Annotated in this window: 11 protein-coding genes; 4 read left to right on the top strand and 7 right to left on the bottom strand. The window is 51.5% G+C overall.

Translation table 11 applies throughout. The annotated features are described in order from the left end of the window. Positions 1-46 precede the first annotated feature (46 nt). Genes ispD through OXF42_01640 form a run of 3 tightly spaced genes read left to right on the top strand, consistent with a single transcriptional unit; the run spans position 47 to position 3,614 of the window. Complete coding sequence (gene ispD / locus OXF42_01650; GenBank protein MCY4046803.1) at positions 47-781, top strand: 2-C-methyl-D-erythritol 4-phosphate cytidylyltransferase; 735 nt, start codon at positions 47-49, stop codon at positions 779-781. After that, positions 778-1,260: a 2-C-methyl-D-erythritol 2,4-cyclodiphosphate synthase gene (gene ispF / locus OXF42_01645; GenBank protein ID MCY4046802.1), complete on the top strand. Its 483-nt coding sequence runs from the start codon at positions 778-780 to the stop codon at positions 1,258-1,260. The genes ispD and ispF overlap by 4 nt, the downstream gene beginning before the upstream one ends. Then, on the top strand, positions 1,260-3,614 hold the full coding sequence (locus tag OXF42_01640; protein ID MCY4046801.1) for a ComEC/Rec2 family competence protein: 2,355 nt from the start codon (positions 1,260-1,262) through the stop codon (positions 3,612-3,614). Before ispF ends, OXF42_01640 begins: the two co-directional genes overlap by 1 nt. Here OXF42_01640 and dnaE read toward each other — a convergent pair. Continuing rightward, positions 3,611-7,057 (bottom strand): DNA polymerase III subunit alpha, encoded by a 3,447-nt coding sequence (gene dnaE, locus OXF42_01635; GenBank protein ID MCY4046800.1) that lies wholly within the window; start codon positions 7,055-7,057, stop codon positions 3,611-3,613. The two genes, OXF42_01640 and dnaE, sit on opposite strands and share 4 nt — an antisense overlap. Positions 7,058-7,186: 129 nt before the next feature. Between dnaE and OXF42_01630 the strand changes: the two genes are divergently transcribed. Further along, positions 7,187-8,353: an ATP-binding protein gene (locus tag OXF42_01630; GenBank protein ID MCY4046799.1), complete on the top strand. Its 1,167-nt coding sequence runs from the start codon at positions 7,187-7,189 to the stop codon at positions 8,351-8,353. A gap of 116 nt (positions 8,354-8,469) precedes the next feature. Here the strand turns inward: OXF42_01630 and OXF42_01625 are convergent, their stop codons facing one another. The 6 genes from OXF42_01625 to OXF42_01600 all read right to left on the bottom strand — a co-directional run. Then, the gene (locus OXF42_01625) at positions 8,470-9,696 is read right to left on the bottom strand and encodes a surface lipoprotein assembly modifier (GenBank protein ID MCY4046798.1); all 1,227 of its coding nucleotides are present in this window, start codon (positions 9,694-9,696) and stop codon (positions 8,470-8,472) included. Between the two features lie 122 nt (positions 9,697-9,818). Then, on the bottom strand, positions 9,819-11,813 hold the full coding sequence (locus OXF42_01620) for a hypothetical protein (GenBank protein MCY4046797.1): 1,995 nt from the start codon (positions 11,811-11,813) through the stop codon (positions 9,819-9,821). 224 nt (positions 11,814-12,037) lie between these two features. Beyond that, a complete protein-coding gene (locus OXF42_01615) occupies positions 12,038-13,426 on the bottom strand; it encodes a site-specific DNA-methyltransferase (protein MCY4046796.1) in 1,389 nt (462 codons plus the stop codon). Beyond that, positions 13,423-14,409: a hypothetical protein gene (locus OXF42_01610; GenBank protein MCY4046795.1), complete on the bottom strand. Its 987-nt coding sequence runs from the start codon at positions 14,407-14,409 to the stop codon at positions 13,423-13,425. Before OXF42_01610 ends, OXF42_01615 begins: the two co-directional genes overlap by 4 nt. 3 nt (positions 14,410-14,412) lie before the next feature. Next, positions 14,413-15,924 (bottom strand): ATP-binding protein, encoded by a 1,512-nt coding sequence (locus tag OXF42_01605; protein MCY4046794.1) that lies wholly within the window; start codon positions 15,922-15,924, stop codon positions 14,413-14,415. Between the two features lie 307 nt (positions 15,925-16,231). Beyond that, positions 16,232-17,302, bottom strand: a 1,071-nt coding sequence (locus OXF42_01600; GenBank protein ID MCY4046793.1) for a DUF4143 domain-containing protein, incomplete at its 5' end; no start/stop codon positions are given.

The raw sequence follows: 17,302 nt of genomic DNA, 5'->3' as shown, positions 1-17,302 counted from the left end.
CGCCTCAAACCTTGAATGCCCCCCACATCACATATAGCATTCTCAAATGCCTGAAAACGGGTTTGTCGCATCGGCGGTAATACTCGCCGCCGGAGAGGGAAAACGCACGGGCGGACAGCCCAAACAGTTCCGCGACCTTTGCGGCAGGCCGCTTATTGCCCACTCGCTTGAGACCTTCCAAAACCACGGAAGCATCGGCGAGATCATCATAGCTGCCCCCCGCTCCCATATCGCGCGGGCGGAGAAAATCGCCGCAGATTTCGGCATCGGCAAAGCCAAAATTGTCGCCGGAGGGCAAACCCGTTATGAGTCCGCCCGCCTCGGCTTTGAGCAGACACGCGAAGACGGCGGGGTGGCGGTTTTCCACGACGCCGCAAGGCCGTTTGTGAGCGCAGACGCCATAGACGCCGTGATAGCGGGCGCGCTGAGCGCCGGAGCCGCCGGGGCGGCGGTCGCCCTTGACGACTCCATCAAAACAACCCGCGCGCCCGACGGGGAAAACGGCGGAAGATATTTTCAAAACGCCGTCCCGCGCACGGGCGTGTGGCGGGTTCAGACCCCGCAGGCGTTCAGAAAGACGCTGATGAAAAAAGCGTATGAGAGGTTCTCAGGCGACCCCGAAAGTATTACGGACGAGGCGGCGCTTTTTGAAGCGGCGGGCTTTGAAGTGGCGGTTTCGCCCGGAGACCGCCGCAACATGAAGGTTACAACCGCGGAAGACTTCATCATAGCCGAAGCGGTTGCCGGAAGCGTTGAAAAGCGCGGGGGCGCGGCGGAATGAAACAAAGGGTCGGCATCGGCTTTGATGCCCACAGGTTTGCCTCAGGCCGCCCGCTTTTTCTCGGCTGCGTGGAAATCCCTTTCAACAAAGGGCTCGCGGGACACTCGGACGCGGACGCGCTCGCGCACGCAATATGCGACTCCCTGCTCGGAGCGGCGGGGCTGGGAGACATCGGGACGCACTTCCCCGATTCCGACCCGGCATACAGGGATGCGGCGGGGGCTTTTCTGATTGAGCAAACCCTCGGCAAGGTCTCCGGGGCGGGCTTTGCCGTGGTCAATGTGGACTGCGTTGTGATTTGCGAAGAGCCGCGCATTTCCCCGCACACGGCGGAGATGAGGAAAAAAATCTCCGCGCTGCTGCAAATCGCCGAAGACCGCGTAAACGTCAAGGCGACCACAACGGAGAAAATGGGGTTTGCCGGCAGGGGCGAAGGGGTGGCGGCAAAAGCGGTCTGCCTGATTGAAGAAAAGAGTTGATGACCCGCCTCTCCGCAATCCTCAACCGTCACCTGATAGTGGTTTGCGCCGTCCTGCTGGTATTGGGCGTGGCGGCGGGAACGGAGGCGGAGGGGGTTTCGGTTTACCATGCGGCGGCGCCGGGCGCGCTGTTTGTGATGGCGGCGGCTTTGAGATTCTCCCGCCTCGGCTTTGCCCTTTTCTTCCCGCTCGGCCTTCTGCTGCCCTTTCTTCACGCGCACTCTCCCGACCCGGAGTTGTCGCACGTCGCGGGCAAAAGAGCCGTGGTGAGCGGGCGGCTGTATGAAAACGCCGTAAAAAGACCGGCAAGTGTGCGGATACCGCTTGAGGTTGACTCCGTAACCGCCGGGGGCAAAACGCGGGCGGCGGGCGGCAGGGTGCTTCTTTATTCGGACGGCCATGCGGGGCTCGCTTACGGAGACCGCATTACGGCAAAGGTCAGACTCCGGCCCGTGAAAGGATTCAAAAATCCGGGGGCGGGCGGGTATGAGGAGCGGCTCGCGGCGCGGGGTGTCTTTTTTACCGCATACGCCGGAGAGGGAGACATCAAAACCGGCGGGCGGGACGAAAACTCAAACCCCCTTCTGTGCGCCGTGGGGGAACTGCGCGGAGACTATGCGGCGTTCATAAGAAAAAATCTCGGACCTACTGCCGCCGAAATAGTGAACTCCCTGTCAATCGGCGACAAGGGGGCGCTGCCCGACGAGGTCAGAAGAAACTTCTCCGCACTGGGCATAGGCCACCTGCTCGCCATATCGGGGCTTCACGTGGGCGTGGCGGCGGTGTTTTTCTACATGACGCTCAAGTGGCTTCTGAAAAGGTCGCAATACCTGATGCTGACGCTGGTGATTCCCCGCATTGCGGCGGCGGCAACCATACCCGCGGCGCTTTTCTACGCGCTGCTGACGGGCCTGAGCAACTCCTCCACCCGCGCCGCAATTATGGCGGCCGTCTACCTTACGGCGATGATAATCGGAAGGAGAGACGACCGCCTGAACGCGCTCGCGGCGGCGGCAATCATCATCCTTATCGCGTCTCCGGCGGCTCTTTTTGAGGCGTCTTTCATCCTTTCGTTTTCCGCCGTGCTCGGAATCCTTCTGGCGCTCAACCGCTTCGGCGGAGGCGGCGGGGAGAAGGATTCCCCCGCGTGGCGGAAAGCCGGACGCGCGGTTGCCGCCATACTTTTTACCACCGCCGCCGCAACGGCGGCAACGCTTCCGTTTGTGATAAACATGTTCGGCTTTGTTCCCGTTCTGACTTTCCCCGCAAACCTTGTCGCCATGCCGCTCGCGCTGGCAATGGTGCCGCTGTGCATTGTGTCAGTGGCGGTCTTTGCCGCAACGGGTTTTGTGCCGGAGTTTCTGCTTGACACCCTGGGGATTTTCTCCTCCACTCTCACGGGCGCGGCGGACATTCTGGCGGGCGCGGACCCGGCGGTTACGGCCCCCGTTATGAGCGGACGGACATTTATTGTCTTTTATCTGTGCGCGGCGGCCGTTCTTGCGGCAAGCCGTTCAAGGAAACCGTCCCTTTACGCCGCGGCGGCTCTCTCCCTTCTGCTTGCGGCAAGCGCGGCATACGACCTGCGCCCCGCCCACGGGAAACACACCGAAGCGGTCTTTTTTGACGCGGGAAGGAAAAAAACGGCGCTGTTCATATTTGCGGACGGCAAAACGGTTCTTATAAAAGGCGGTTTCTCAAAAAAAGCGCGCTCGGACTTCATAGAAAGAGCGGTCATACTGCCCGCGCTGCGCGCCAAGCGGGTTACAAAAACCGACACGCTGATACTGCTCTCAAACGACCGAGGACACCTTAACGGGGCAGCCGCGCTGATTGAGGGCGGAGATGTGGAAAACTTGTGGATAAATAGCCCGAAACTTAACAGCCGGCTGTGGGAAACCATAGAGAAACACGGCGTTTTATGGAGAAAAATCTACCGCTCCCCGCCGGACCGGCACGCGGTTAAGTTCCTGCAATTACACGAACAAATGGGAATAGCGGACTCATCCGCGCCCTATCCGGTTCTGGTCAGGGTCTCCTACGGGGAGACCTCTTTTCTGCTGATGGAATCCATCCACAACACACGGGGAAAGAATGTGGAAAAAGTGTATAAAAACGAGTTGAAAAGCGATGTGGTGTTTCTGCCGGACACAAACAATAAAAACCGGAGCGCGGTTCTTGCGGTGGCGCGGGCGGCGGAGGCGGGTGTTGTGGTTTGCGGAAAGTGCCGCGCGGAGATTGAGCGCGAGGGCATGAACGCGCGCGTCTACGAGACCGACACCGGCGGGATGGTTTCGGTGTTTACCGACGGGCGGCGCATAACGAAAACGGAAACCTTTGCCCGCGACCGCTAAACAACCTCAAGAGAGAGAGACTTTTCACCGAGAAGGCCCTCCACCTCGCTCACAAAATCAGGCGAGGGGGAAACGCCGTATTTGCCGACCTCTATGGAGACCGTCTTGCCTCCGGCGTCAAGGTTGATGGTTACTTTTGATTCGCCGCCGTGCTGTTTCATTATGTTTTCCAGCCTTACCAGATTCTCCGGCAGCGCGACCCCGGAGTCTATTGAGATGTTAACCAGAGACGCCTTCGCAAGAAATTCGGAAACCGTCAGTATGTCTCTCACCTTCATCTGCCTCTTGTCGTCCGAACTCTCAACAGTTCCCGTAAGAACCACCGGCTCTATCTTCTGCTCAAGCAAAGTGCGGCTTTTGCGCACCGCGTCATTGAACGCCACGCACTCAACGGAGCCCTTCAGGTCTTCAATCTCAACCCTTGCGAACAGCCCCGTGCCGGACTTGGTCGTCTTTATGGAAACCGACCGCACCACGCCCGCGATTGATGTGTCTTTCTTGTCGGCAAGGCCGTGAAAACGGGCGGTGTCCGAGTGGGATTTGATCATCTTCAGGCGGTCTTCATACCTCATCATGGGGTGGCTTGAAACAAACATCCCCAGAGACTCAAGCTCGCATTCCGAAACCCGCCGCTCGTCCCACGGCTCCGCTTCGGGCAACTCCGGGGTGAACACCTCGCTCTCTTCGGAGGAGAAAAGCGAGCCCTGCCCGTCGGGGCCGTCCGACTGCTTGAGCATGTAGTAGGAAACCACCGTGTCCAGAGATTCAAACAGTTTCGCCCTGTTGCCCTCAAGTGAGTCCAGCGCGCCGCTCTTTATCATCATCTCAAACGCTTTCCGGTTTATCCGCTTGGACTGAACCCGCGAGCAAAAGTCAAAAAGGCCGGTGAACGCCCCCTCGGCGCGCGCCCCGATTATTGCGTCCACAACCTCGTCTCCCATGTTTTTCAGCGCGGAGAGCCCGAATCTTATGGCGTCCCGACCGACCGGGGTGAACCCCGACATGCTCTCGTTGACATCGGGCGGAAGCACCTTGATTCCCATTCTTCTGCACTCGGTTATGTGGGCGATTATCTTGTCGTTGTTGGAGGAATCAACCGTCATCAGGGCGGACATGAATTCAGCCGGATGGCGCGCCTTCAGGTAGGCGGTCTGGTATGTTACCAGCGCGTATGCCGCGCTGTGGCTCTTGTTGAACGAGTAGCCGGCAAACTTCTCCATTATGTCAAACAGTTCGGCGGCCTTGTTTTTGTCTATGCCGTTTTCCAGCGCGCCGGAAACAAACTTTTCCCTCTGCGCCTTCATTTCCTCGGGCTTTTTCTTGCCCATCGCCCTTCTCATCAGGTCGGCGTCCGAAAGGGTGTAGTTGGCGCAGACGCTGGCGGTGCTCATTATCTGCTCCTGATAAACGAACAGTCCGTGGGTTTCTCCCAGCACCTCCTCCAGAAGCGGATGCGGATAAGAGACGCGCGCCCTGCCGTTTTTCCGCCGGATGAAGTCCTCAACCATTCCGCTGTCAAGGGGGCCGGGCCTGTAGAGGGCGAGCGCGGCGACAATGTCTTCAAACCTCTCCGGCTTCAGTTTGCGGAGCATGGAAACCATTCCCGAACCGGACTCTATCTGGAACAGTCCGTGCGTGTTTCCGCTTGCGAACAGTTCATACACCCGCGGGTCGTCAAGGGGCATAAAGTCTATGTCCAGACTGGGGGTTGAGCCGTTGCCTGCGCTCTTTATCAGGGCGGTCGCCTTGTTGATGATGGTGAGGGTTTTCAGCCCCAGAAAATCAAATTTCACATATCCGAGGCTTTCAATCGCGCCCATGTCAAACTGGGTTACCGTCTCGCCGTTCGCCCCTTTGTAAAGGGGAATGCGGTCGGAAATCTTTTCACTCGCTATGACAACGCCCGCGGCGTGAGTGGATGCGTGGCGCACCATGTTTTCAAGGGGCTTTGCAAACTCAATCATCTTTGTGAGCGTGTCGGAGCCGTCCACCATCTTTTTGAGTTCGGGGGTTTTTTTGAGCGCCTCCTCTATGCTGAACACCTTGCCCCGGAAAGACGGTATCAGTTTGGAAACCTTGTCCACCTCCCCGTAGGGAATGCCCATGACCCTGCCCACGTCTCGCACGACCGCCTTTGACGACATCTTTCCAAAAGTGCCTATCTGAACCACATTCTCCCGGCCGTATTTTTCGCTCACATACTCTATGACCCTGTCGCGCCCCTCGGCGCAGAAATCTATGTCTATGTCCGGCATTGAGACCCTTCCCGGATTGAGGAATCGCTCAAAGATCAGGTTGTGAGCCACAGGGTCAACATCGGTTATTCCCAGCGCGTATGCCGCGAGGCTTCCCGCCGCGCTTCCCCTGCCGGGGCCCACCGGAATGCCGTTTTTCTTGGCGTATTCAACAAAATCCGCAACCACAAGAAAGTAGTCGGCAAAGCCCATCCGGCATATTTCGCCCAGTTCATAGTCAAGCCGCCCGGCGTAGGGTTCGGCGTCTGCGCCCGATATGCCCCGCGCGGCAAGCCGCGCCCCCATCTTTTCGGAGGCAAGCGAGCGCAGCAGTTTCTCCGGCTCTCCGTCCGGGCCGAACTTCGGAAACCGGTAGCCCTCATCCTCAAAATCAAAGTCGCATCTGGCCGCTATCTCAACCGTCCTGTCCAGCGCGTCGGAAAAGCCCTTTAAGGTTTTTTCCATCTCCTCTCTTGTTTTCAGATAAAAGCCGTCTCCGGGAAATCTCATTCTGCCCTGGTCGTCCACCGTCTTGCCGGTCTGTATGCACAGAAGCACATCGTGCGGCCCGTGGTCCGAGCGGCGCAGGAAGTGGCAGTCGTTTGTGGCGACAAGGGGAATGTCAAAATGTTTGCCGAGTTTTTTGAGGTCTTTGTTTATGCGCTCCTGTTCTTTGACGCCGGTCGCCTGAACCTCAAGGTAGTATCTGTCGCCGAATATTTCCCGGTATGTTGAAATGACGTCTTCCGGCGTCTCTTTGGTGCGTTTGAATATGGACTGCGACAACTCGCTGCTCATGCAGCCGCTGAGCACAATGAGCCCCTCGTTGTGCTGGCTGAGCATTTCATGGTCAACCCTCGGGCGTCTGTAGAGGCCCTCAAAGTATCCGCGGGTAACCAGATTGGAGAGGTTTTTATATCCGGTCGCGTTCATGCACAGGACGGTCAGGTGGAAGTTTTTCCCGTCTGACGGTTTGTCCAGTTTGAGTGTGGGGGTTACGTATATCTCACAGCCGATGATGGGTTTGACGCCTTTTTTTTTCGCTTCGCGGTAAAAATCGTAAGCGCCGAACAGGTTGCCGTGGTCTGTGATGGCGACCGCGTTCATATTGAGTTCGCTCACCCTGTCAACAAGGTCTTCAAACTTTATAGCGCCGTCAAGCAGCGAATACTGGGAGTGGAGGTGAAGATGAACGAAACCGTTTTTCATGAGGCCGCCAATGTCTTAAGCGGGACTATGATATATGAAAACGGGCGGTTGGAAAGCCCCCGCCCCTCTTGACTGTAGAACTATTTTGTGGAAAATTTAAAGTCTCACTTTAATTTTTCAAGGTTGTTGATGCAGAACCCGGCGCAAAAACCAATAGAGAGAACCGTCTTTTTAAGGCGGATTGAAGACTATTTCAAGAGCCACCCCATGGTTGGTATTCTCGGCCCCCGGCAGTGTGGCAAGACCACTCTGGCGCGGGACTACATTGCAACCCTGACCGGCGAAGCGGTTCACTACTTTGATCTGGAAGACCCTGACCACCTGAACCGTCTGCAAGACCCCAAGATGGCGCTGGAACCGCTTGAGGGGCTGATTGTGATTGATGAGATCCAGCGTTTGCCGGAGATATATCCGGTGTTGAGGGTGCTGATAGACCGCCGTCCGCAAGGGCAGCGATACCTGATACTGGGCAGCGCTTCGCGGGACCTGTTGCGGCAGACTTCGGAATCCCTTGCCGGGCGCATTATCTATCTGGAACTGCCGCCGTTCACGGTTTTTGAAACCGGAGAGGCGCGGCGCCTGTGGTTGCGGGGCGGCTTTCCTCCGGCGTATCTGGCGGTGGACGATGCCGCCTGTATAGCTTGGCGAAAAGCCTACATAACTGCTTTTCTGGAGCGGGATTTGCCCGCTCTGGGCATTGACCTGACAGGCAACACCATGCGGCGTTTCTGGATGATGCTGACCCACTGGCACGGAAACATATTTAACGCTTCCGAATTCGCCCGTTCGCTGGATGTGTCTTCACCTACGATAAAACGTTATCTGGACATTCTGGAGGGCTCTTTCATGGTGCGTGTTCTGCAGCCATGGTATGCCAACATCCGCAAACGTCAGGTCAAGTCGCCAAAAGTGTATTGCCGCGACTCCGGTCTCATGCACGCCCTGCTTGGCTTGCCGGATGAAGCCGGACTGCTGGCGCACCCCGGGCTCGGTGCGTCATGGGAGGGGTTCGCGCTTGAGCAAACCATACGGATTTACGGCGCTGACGCTTCGGAGTGTTTCTTTTGGCGCTCTCATGCCGATGCGGAACTGGACTTGTTGCTGGCGCAGGGAGACAGGAAAACCGCTTTTGAATTCAAGCACACATCAACGCCGAAAATTACCCGTTCCATGAATGTGGCGATGGAGGAACTGGAACTTGACGAGATACTTATAGTGTATCCCGGCGCCGATGAATACCCCCTCGGCGACAATGTCCGGGTGACTAATCTGCAACGGCTGTGTGCAAAGGGCTGACACAACAACCCTCCCCTGTTTTCAGGCGACGAGAGGTAAAAACTCTCCTCCAAGTCAGGGGTGGGGATTCCCCGTCATTCCGTGCTACGACACGGAATCCAGAGGGGTTGGGGAACTCAAAACTGCTTAACAAAGCGCAATTCCGCGCGGGTGCGCTTGTAACTTTGAAGTTGCGAATTGGATTCGCGCTCCTCATGTATCAAAACCGCCTGCGGACTGAAACCCCAAATTGTAAAAGCGCGGTTGAACAGGGAAACCCTGAAAACACGCAACCCGTCTTTCCGGTTGCCGTTGCTGAAATAAGGCCTCTCATACTTCGTTGAGTGAAACTCCCCGCTCCCGCCAACGGTAAAGCCGTACGGCAGGGCAACGGACAATCCCAGCCGCGCCCACTTGGTATCATTGCGCCACAACACCGCTTCGGGACGCTCAAGGTTGTAGCCGACCGTCATTTGCGCCCGCAAAACCGGCAAAGGAAAACAAGTTCCGCCCAAGGAAAAACCGCTGACGGGTCCGTTAAGGGAGTTGTTGCCCTTGTATCTCCTCTGATGCATTGACGCTTTGCTCTCAAGCGTAAATTGCCGACCCATGCGCCTGAAAATCTCAAAACGCCCGCCGAGGTCATAACTGTATCGCTCGCGGGCAACCCACCTGTGATTTGCGCTTGCGAGCAAACTCATTTCCGTGTTTCTTCCGGCAAGCCACCGGGGGCCTGAATGCGCCGATATAAAAGTCTGGTCAAACCTCTTCCCCTCGTATTCCCTTCGGGAGATGTCAGCCCCCATACGCAACCGCAACCTTTCACTAAGCGGTTGTTGATATTCCCAACCGCCCCACAGCAAAGCGCCAACGCCTGATTTTGCTCCAAAATCCCCTTCGCGCACAAAAGGCAGAAGTTGACCGGCGATGTTCAGATAAATCGTTTCCTCATCGGAAGCGGTGTTTATGTTTGTGTCCGGCGCGAGTGTGAAACCGAAATACGCGCTCCATTGCCGCCGCGCCCTTATCACATTCAGATAACGGCGGACATTTGAAACCACCGCCGGGGGCGGCTTGCCCGCAAGAACGCGCTCAAAATGTTCGCGGGACAACCCGTCTTCCCCCTTGAGAAAGAACGCCCGCGCCAGTTCCAAGCGCACACGCACAAGTCCGGGGCGGTTTATGAGGATTTTTCGGAAAACGTTTATTGCCTCATCAAGCAAATACGGCTCTTTTATTTCCGACTGCCACCATACTCCGACTGTTGATAAGCCGATGAGAAAAAGGATTTCGGTCTGGCGGGGATGGTCTTTTTGCAACGGGCGCAGGATTGCCAACGCTTCGTTGAATTGCCCCCTTTTCACAAAATCCCGCGCTTGTATTACGGCGGGGTCGTTTGAGAAACGGGAATCGTCAGGCGCGGCGGGAATTGTCAGACAGGGCAGAAAAGCGCAAACCGCTAACGCCGCGATGAGTTTTGCTCTTATTATTCTTTGAACGCTCCGAAACTTCCGACAACCCCATAGCGGTTATCTGTGCTTGAAGCCTCAAACACACCTGAAACCGCCCCCGGATGGTCGGTTGCCGTGTCGCCGTTTTGATAAAACCTGCCGCCCCAATTTCCAGTATAGGAAACTCCGCCGATTGTCCCGGATGTGTCGCCGGAAAAAGCCGCTTCGTTTGTAATCGTGGCGGAACCGAGACTCCATGAAACCGCTTGGCTTTCTACAATCCCTGTTGTTGAAATGCTTCCGCTAATCGTTCCGGTTTCAGAACCAGTGCCGAAATCTGCTGTCAACTCCGATGTGCCTACAAAGTCAACAACATAGTTTCTGTCGGGACTTGAATATAGCCCGTCAGCCCTTCCTCTATACGTTGCAGTGCCGGTAAGTCCCTGAATGTCAGTAGTGCGAAAGCTAAAGGGGTCATCACCCGAGGCAAAAACTCCAAATGAATGTTTGCCTTCAGCATCTGTGTAAAGCCACTCGCCGTAAGTAAGGTAATTTGCATCAACCGCATATGTGTCATCAGCAAGACTACCATGACTTTGCGGAATAGCTTCTCTTATCGGCTCTTCGGGGTGTCTAAAAAATCCCGCAGTACCTTGCAATCTTCCGAGTCCCACTTTTTTCTGGAATCTCAGTTCTTCCGCGCCACTATTATTGACCTTAGTTGCGCTTTCCGGATAGGGCTCATCTTCTTCTATGAAGTTATCAAAGAAAGGTCCAACTAAAAGCCTGTCAAAATTAGTGTTGTGTATGTAGGATGTTGCCTCACCGTGAGTATCTATTCGGTAAAAGAACACCCCTTCCCCTATCCATGACACCATAATGTCTGCAACACTGTGACCTTGTTCATATCTGCCCGTTATAGACAGAGAAATTTCTTCATCTCCAATACCCTCTATGAGCGATTTTTCTATTTGGGCACCTGAAGCAACTGTTGAAGGGGCAACTGTCTGATAAGAACCGATAACACTTTCAGACCCGTCAGCCGTTGTGCCGCCGAATGTGCCAAGCAAACCGGCGGGAAAATCTCCGATATTTCTACTTGGCAGGGCAAGAAACTGTCCGCCCCACTTGCCGGTCAGGGCGGAAGAGGAGCCGTCAAAATTAAGCATTCCCGATGTGTCTCCGGTGAAAAATCCGTTATTTGCGCTTCCTATGCTTGCGCTACCAAGATTGAGCGTTAAATTGCCCACATTTCCCCGTCTCGCGGAGACTTCACCGCTAACAGTTCCGAGAGCGTTGGCATCCCCAAACTCTGCGGTGAGCATTAGAGTGGAAACATCCAAAAGTTCAAAAACGGGGTTGCTTCCCGTCCTCTGATAGAAAGCGGTAGCAGTTCCCCGATATGTGGCGGTTCCAATCAAGCCCCGAAGTTGGTCTTGAGGAAAGTAGGAATTGGTATCAGCAAACGCGCCAATCGTTGGAGTGTCTCCGCTTGGGTTTTCAATCCAAATGCCCCAAGCCGCAAACTTGTCATAAGTGTTAGCAAGGGAATGAAGGTTGAGGTAGAGAACTTTTGAAACGCCGCTGCTGTCAATCTCTACATCAAACAGGCTTTGTGTATCACCGCCGGACAAACTGAATGTGGCAACTCCGAGCGTCTCCCTGCTGTTTTTCGTTGCCGTTACAACTCCGTCCGCAACCCTGACATTGACCGTGTCAGCCGTAACGCCGTCCCGACCGTTTGAGGACTGCGTAACGCTACCGCTTCTTGGAGTCATTGAAGCGGCCACCATTAAAGCGGCTTGAAAGCCGGGGTGTTCGGAAGAAGTGGCAACCCGCGCAAGGTCGGCGGACAGGTTTTCAGGCAATCCGCCGGTCAGTTGTTTGGTCTCCGGCAACGGGTCCGGACGCATCGTAATCGGATTGGTAACGGAAGGCCCCGTTCCGCCACCTCCATCGCCGCCGAAGCAGGATGTCAAAAGAAGCGAGCAGGCAATCAATAACGTCGCCATTGTTGTAGATGAGTTCATAACAGAACCTCCTTTCAAATGTTTTAGGCAAGCACAAGGGCCGGGCCTTGTTCACTTACTAACGCACATTAGAAGTTCTGCTTATTTCCCGCCAGAGTCTTGCATTACACAGAGACCCGACTGGGCGGGCTTGTGCGTAATAAGTGAACGGGCTCACTTTATACAAAATGGCGTTGTTGTCAAGAGTGGAGTGGTATCATTGATGGTAACAATAAGTACAAGGTCTACTTTTCTGGATTGATATTCAATTTCAACGGCGAGTAAACAATCGGCAATCGGTTGTTCTTGAGAGAGTTCGACTTAAGATCGCATAGCAATTCATCAAGAGAACATTTACCTGTGCACATATTGAAATGAAGGTTTTCATATAAGTAATATGCATTACAAGCCAACGATTTTCTCTCTAACTCTCTAATTGCTTGCGTGCGACTAAACACCGAGATTTTTACATCCAATCCGTATCTTGATAGAGGTGGAATGCGTGAACATTGATCAGACACAGAAAGAAGGCGTTTAACATACTTTGAGCTGGAAACTATGATCAGTTGAAATCTAGATAAAGAGACGCTTTCCGGCTTTTTGGGAATATAGGGTGAGACAACTATCAAACCGTAGATATTCTGTGAAATTTGAACATCTTTTATTTCAAGCTTAGAAATTTCCTTGAACATCGTTGTTGCATACTTATTGATTCGTAACCCAATGATTGCATGACGTAATTTGGGATAAGAATGTGTGTTTTTTATAAGACCAGTCGCTTCTTTTTCCAGAGTCTTCTTTCCGTGTTTTCTGTAACTCTCATAGTATTGTCTGTTAATATCAAAACCAATGGCGTTTCTTCCAAGAGACCCTGCCGAGACAAGAACTGATCCGGTTCCACAAAAAGGATCCAGTACTAAATCATCTTTTTGTGTTGTTAGTATAATCAAGCGATTAACCAATTCTATTGGGAATGGACAAAAATGTTTCGGCCTCTCGGCTGGTGCCCAACTCCCCTGAGGGGGGATAGGGATATGCCAAATATCTGTAGCAGATTTCCCATCAGGGTGAAAACGCTCCGGGTATTTTACCCAATAAGTACTTAGCTCACTTGTTGTTCTTAATTTGTCAATATCAAAATTTTTCAGTTTGTTACCCTTGGAGAACAAAAGTATGTATTCCGATATATTTCTAAGCTTTCCTAAATGAGGCCATGGAAGGCTCCTGCCTTTATCCCACACAATCATATCTTGAAAATGCCATCCCACGGACTGAGCTTCTTTTGTCAATTCATACGGCAAATGAATGGTTTTCCCTTTATGTCGAAAAGTATCTAGTATTAGCCACAAAGCCCCACCATTAACAGTAACTCGAAGCAACTCTTTCAATGCGAGTGAAATCTCTGGAAAATACTCTTTGTTTATCAATTGACCATATCCAATTTCATTTTTAGTACCGTAATCTTTCAGATTGCCATAAGGTGGGGATGTTATAGTGGTAGTTACTGAATTTGCTTTAAGTTGTTTTAAGCCTATACGCGCATCGGCGTTAAAATATGCGGTATTGGCGCTAATGCTCCTGCGTTTTAAGCCTGATGTTATAAGTGTTTCTATGTACTTTTTAAAATCTTTCATTTGAGAGGATGAGGTTTTCCTTTGGAGTCTAAACGTACAGTATTTGCAAGTATGCCACTTACATTTTGCTTATAGCATTGATCATCTGTATTAATTTTTGAATTGAGTGGTTTTTTGAAATTTATAATCCACGATGTCATGCGAGCTCCATTGTCCGCATTGTCTCCATACATGAAAGATTGATTGACAGATATAGCCCACATATGATCTCTAGTTTTCTGCGCAAGCAATTTAGGAACAAGAGATAATAGCAATTTTTGTTGAAGACTTGAGCAAGATTTTATATTTGTTATTATAGAGTCTTCTATTTGTGTTAGGCCTTTTTGTACAATGATTTTTGTAAAAAAATCATCACGAAATCTTGGTACTTGTCTCAAATTGTCGTTTAAAGTCTCTTTTATATAATTCCAATGCTCTGCTCCAAAATTCAATGTGGCATTGAGTGTGAGGAATATGTACCACTCCCCACTGGTGCATTCATTTTGAATCGCAGATATCTTCTTCAAAGTTTGAATAACACCAAAGCGAACTGATCTTCCTTCAAGTGTCATTTTAAGAGAAGAGTCGTAATCTAGATTGACTACAGAGGCTTTCCAAAGTTTAATTTCATCCTCATTATCAGAGTTAGGGTAAGAAATTTCTCCGGGGCCACAAATGAGATCAAGAACATCATCATTCCTTACATCTAATCCAGGAAATTTTCTTCTTAGTTCAGTAGCGGCAGGTCCATTTTTCTCAATTGCAACTACTTTCCATGTATCCTTATCTCTTATCGCACCTGTTTCAGTTTGCTCAAGAATCCCGTGTTTAATTAGACAATCAATATCTTTGCCTTCACGTCCACTTAATGTAACGTAAAGCGGAACCCCTGTATCAGATCTTTTTTCTTGTATATTTTTAACAATTTTGACCCATTCATTACGAATATAATTTTTCTCAGGTCTTTTCCTAGCCATAGCTGTGTCAATTCTTCGCGGACTCATTTTTCATTCCTTGCGACCCAATAGGCGCTCGTTAATCTGGCTCATCAATTTCTCAAAAAGAGGTTTTGGTAGAATTTGTTGAGCCGTATCTGATACCATTTCTAAAACTTCCCAAGGTGAATAATTTTTCACAATCTTACGATGTTGAATTTCTTTTTCCGTCCAAGATTTCTCAATACTTTTTGCCACAGAGGGGGATGTTTGTGATATTTTTTCTTCTGTGATTTTTCGAATTTCATGTATAGATTGTAGATGTTTTTGTTGTCTTTTTTTATCTCGGTTTTGAATATACAGTTCATCATGAACCCTTTTCAGAAAAGCCCGTAGTTGTTTGAAAATTTCGTTTCGTAATTCCACATAGGCAGGATGCGTGTCGCGGAAGGTAACTCGGTCTATATTCATAGCTTCCTCAAGTTCATCAGAGGCATATATTTCACATGTGATCCAGCGCTGGAATAAAGTGGCTTCAGATTGTGGAAACCCTAAAAAATTGGAACTGTAAGTACCTACAGCACTACCTCGTATTCTAATCAACAACCCTTGTAATTCACTTGGAAGAAGAGTCCCGTGCGTTGCAAAAAAATGACCTTTAGCACTAACTTTCTTACTTGAAAAATGAAACTGTTCACTGATATATTTTCTATCAGAATGTAACACAATTGGTTTTCTCAAATCAGAACCGTCATACTTTACGCTAAACTTCTCTTTCTGAACTTCTTGGGTAATGCTTTCTATATAACTTAACTCACCAATATCTGGGTGCCAATTCTCGTGGTATTGAATGGGAATATTTAACGCTACTTGAAGCATGGTTTGTGAATAAAAATCAAAATCTTCCCAATTTCTCAGACCACGATCTTGCAATTTTTGCTCCACAGTCTCAGGATACAAACCGTACAATGATACACCTTGTTTCTTTTCATCTTTTGCATCACTTGTTACGCTAAGTGCAGATGTAAGAATTCTTCTTGCTTCTCCCTTTACTTTTTTTAGATACAGCTCAGTATAATGCTCAGATTTTTTAACATCTGATGATATGACTCCAGAGTAGTCAGCCTTTCTATATTTACCATCTTCTCCTCTTCGCTCTTCTGGGGGCTTCGACATCTCGGAGAAATTAAGGGTCACATGCATCAAGTCTGTTGACCCTTTGCATGTTGAGAAAACCTCTACTTCTTCACATAGTTCATTGGCCGCGATAAATCCTATGCCAATCTTTCCAATCTTCTTTCTACCTTTTGAAGTTTGATCTGAAACTTTTCTTTTACTAGATTCACTAACATTCGAGAAGTGTTCCTTAAATATCTTCTTTGTGAATCCATCTCCATTATCTCTAATTACGATTTGATCGGCTTCAGGCTTCACAAACACTTCAACAAGAGTTGCATCAGCATCGTAAGCGTTGTTAATCAACTCTTTAAGACAGGCTGCAGGGTTCGGATAAAGCCCCGAACTAAGCAGGTCAATTATTCGCGCAGCCACGCGAACTTGTCCTTTGAATGTTTCCTGTGGCATTACTCTTTTTCCCCTTCGCACACGGTGCTGTATAGACCCAGTATGACCCGATAGTATACTTTACCAAGGCAGAAGAGGAAGTTCCGGGGACACATACTTAATCACTCACTCATACAACCCGAAAGCGAGGGAACGGTGAAATCGCCTTCTTCTGATGGCTCAAGAACAGTTTTCAGCTCCATAACGCTCAATTATACACAAAACGCGCCCGCAAAGCGTCAATCCGGCGGATTTCCCCACCCCCTTTCTGGATTCCTTGTCGGAGCAAGGAATGACAGGGGAGAACCCCCGCCACCCCCCTGCCTCGCTACTTTATTATCTCCCCGCCCCACAGCCTTTCAAGAAAAACCCGCCACGGCAGAATGGTAACCTCCCCCGCTTTGCGCTCCCGTTTTTCATTGGAGACAACTATGGCGAGCCCCGGCTTGTGCTCTTCAATAAAAGCCCGAATCGGTTTGAGGTCATTGTTGTCCACGCGCCCGGCGCCCTTCACTTCCACCGCCACCTCACCACCGGCGAGAATGAAATCCACCTCCAGCCCGGTTTTTGTCCGCCAGAAATCAATCTCATAATGCAACTCCCGATAAGAGCGGTGGGCGCTGAGTTCCATAAAGATGTAATGCTCCAGCGCCCTGCCGAACTGCTCTCCGCGCTCTTCGGTGATTTTGCGACCGCTCAATTGCCCGGCGACGCCGACATCAAACAGATAAAACTTCGGAGCCCTGCCAATCACCTGCCGCCCCTTTCTCGCCTTGAACGGGGCGACATAAGAGCCGAGCAGGGTGTCAACCAGTATCTGGAAATACTCCTTGACCGACTTGGAGTCAACGCCGCAATCCCGCCCTATGTTGGCGTAGTTTATCAATTCGCCGTGGCTGTAGCCCATGGCCTCAAAAAACCGGGAGAAAGCGGAGATGTTCCGCACCAGACCTTCGCTGAAAACCTCCTCCTTGAGATAATCCTGAACATAAGCCCGCAGAGAGCGCCGGTAGTTTTGTTGTAGGTAATGCGAGGGAATAAGCCCCCGGTTCAAGACCCGCAACAAGTCCGCCCGCTCCAGTTCTGGATAAGCAAAGGGAAACATCTCGTAACGCCACGCGCGTCCGCCGAGCAGGTTGGCGCGCCCCCGTTTCAGTTTTCTGGCGCTGGAGCCGCACAGGATAAAACTCAGCCCCTTGTTCTCAACCAGCCAGTGAACCTCGTCCAGCACTCCGGGAACTTTTTGCACCTCATCCAGTATGACCGGTGAGGCGAGGGCGCGGTCTGTTTGCGGGGCGAGCCGCTCACGGAGCAGCGCAGGGTTGCGTATAAACTCAAGGGCAACATCCGTTTTCAGGAAATCAAATACGATGCTGCGGGGAAAAGTTTGCTTCAGCCA

Source organism: Candidatus Dadabacteria bacterium (assembly GCA_026708565.1).
In the GTDB taxonomy this organism is placed as follows: Bacteria; Desulfobacterota_D; UBA1144; order Nemesobacterales; family Mycalebacteriaceae; genus Mycalebacterium.
This window is presented reverse-complemented; position numbering and strand designations above follow the sequence as displayed.

Excerpts from the sequence above, each read along its gene's own strand:
- ispD (MCY4046803.1), top strand. The coding sequence starts at position 47 with ATGCCTGAAAACGGGTTTGTCGCATCGGCGGTAATACTCGCCGCCGGA.
- ispF (MCY4046802.1), top strand. The coding sequence starts at position 778 with ATGAAACAAAGGGTCGGCATCGGCTTTGATGCCCACAGGTTTGCCTCA.
- OXF42_01640 (MCY4046801.1), top strand. The coding sequence starts at position 1,260 with ATGACCCGCCTCTCCGCAATCCTCAACCGTCACCTGATAGTGGTTTGC.
- dnaE (MCY4046800.1), bottom strand. The coding sequence starts at position 7,057 with ATGAAAAACGGTTTCGTTCATCTTCACCTCCACTCCCAGTATTCGCTG.
- OXF42_01630 (MCY4046799.1), top strand. The coding sequence starts at position 7,187 with ATGCAGAACCCGGCGCAAAAACCAATAGAGAGAACCGTCTTTTTAAGG.
- OXF42_01620 (MCY4046797.1), bottom strand. The coding sequence starts at position 11,813 with ATGAACTCATCTACAACAATGGCGACGTTATTGATTGCCTGCTCGCTT.
- OXF42_01615 (MCY4046796.1), bottom strand. The coding sequence starts at position 13,426 with ATGAAAGATTTTAAAAAGTACATAGAAACACTTATAACATCAGGCTTA.
- OXF42_01610 (MCY4046795.1), bottom strand. The coding sequence starts at position 14,409 with ATGAGTCCGCGAAGAATTGACACAGCTATGGCTAGGAAAAGACCTGAG.
- OXF42_01605 (MCY4046794.1), bottom strand. The coding sequence starts at position 15,924 with ATGCCACAGGAAACATTCAAAGGACAAGTTCGCGTGGCTGCGCGAATA.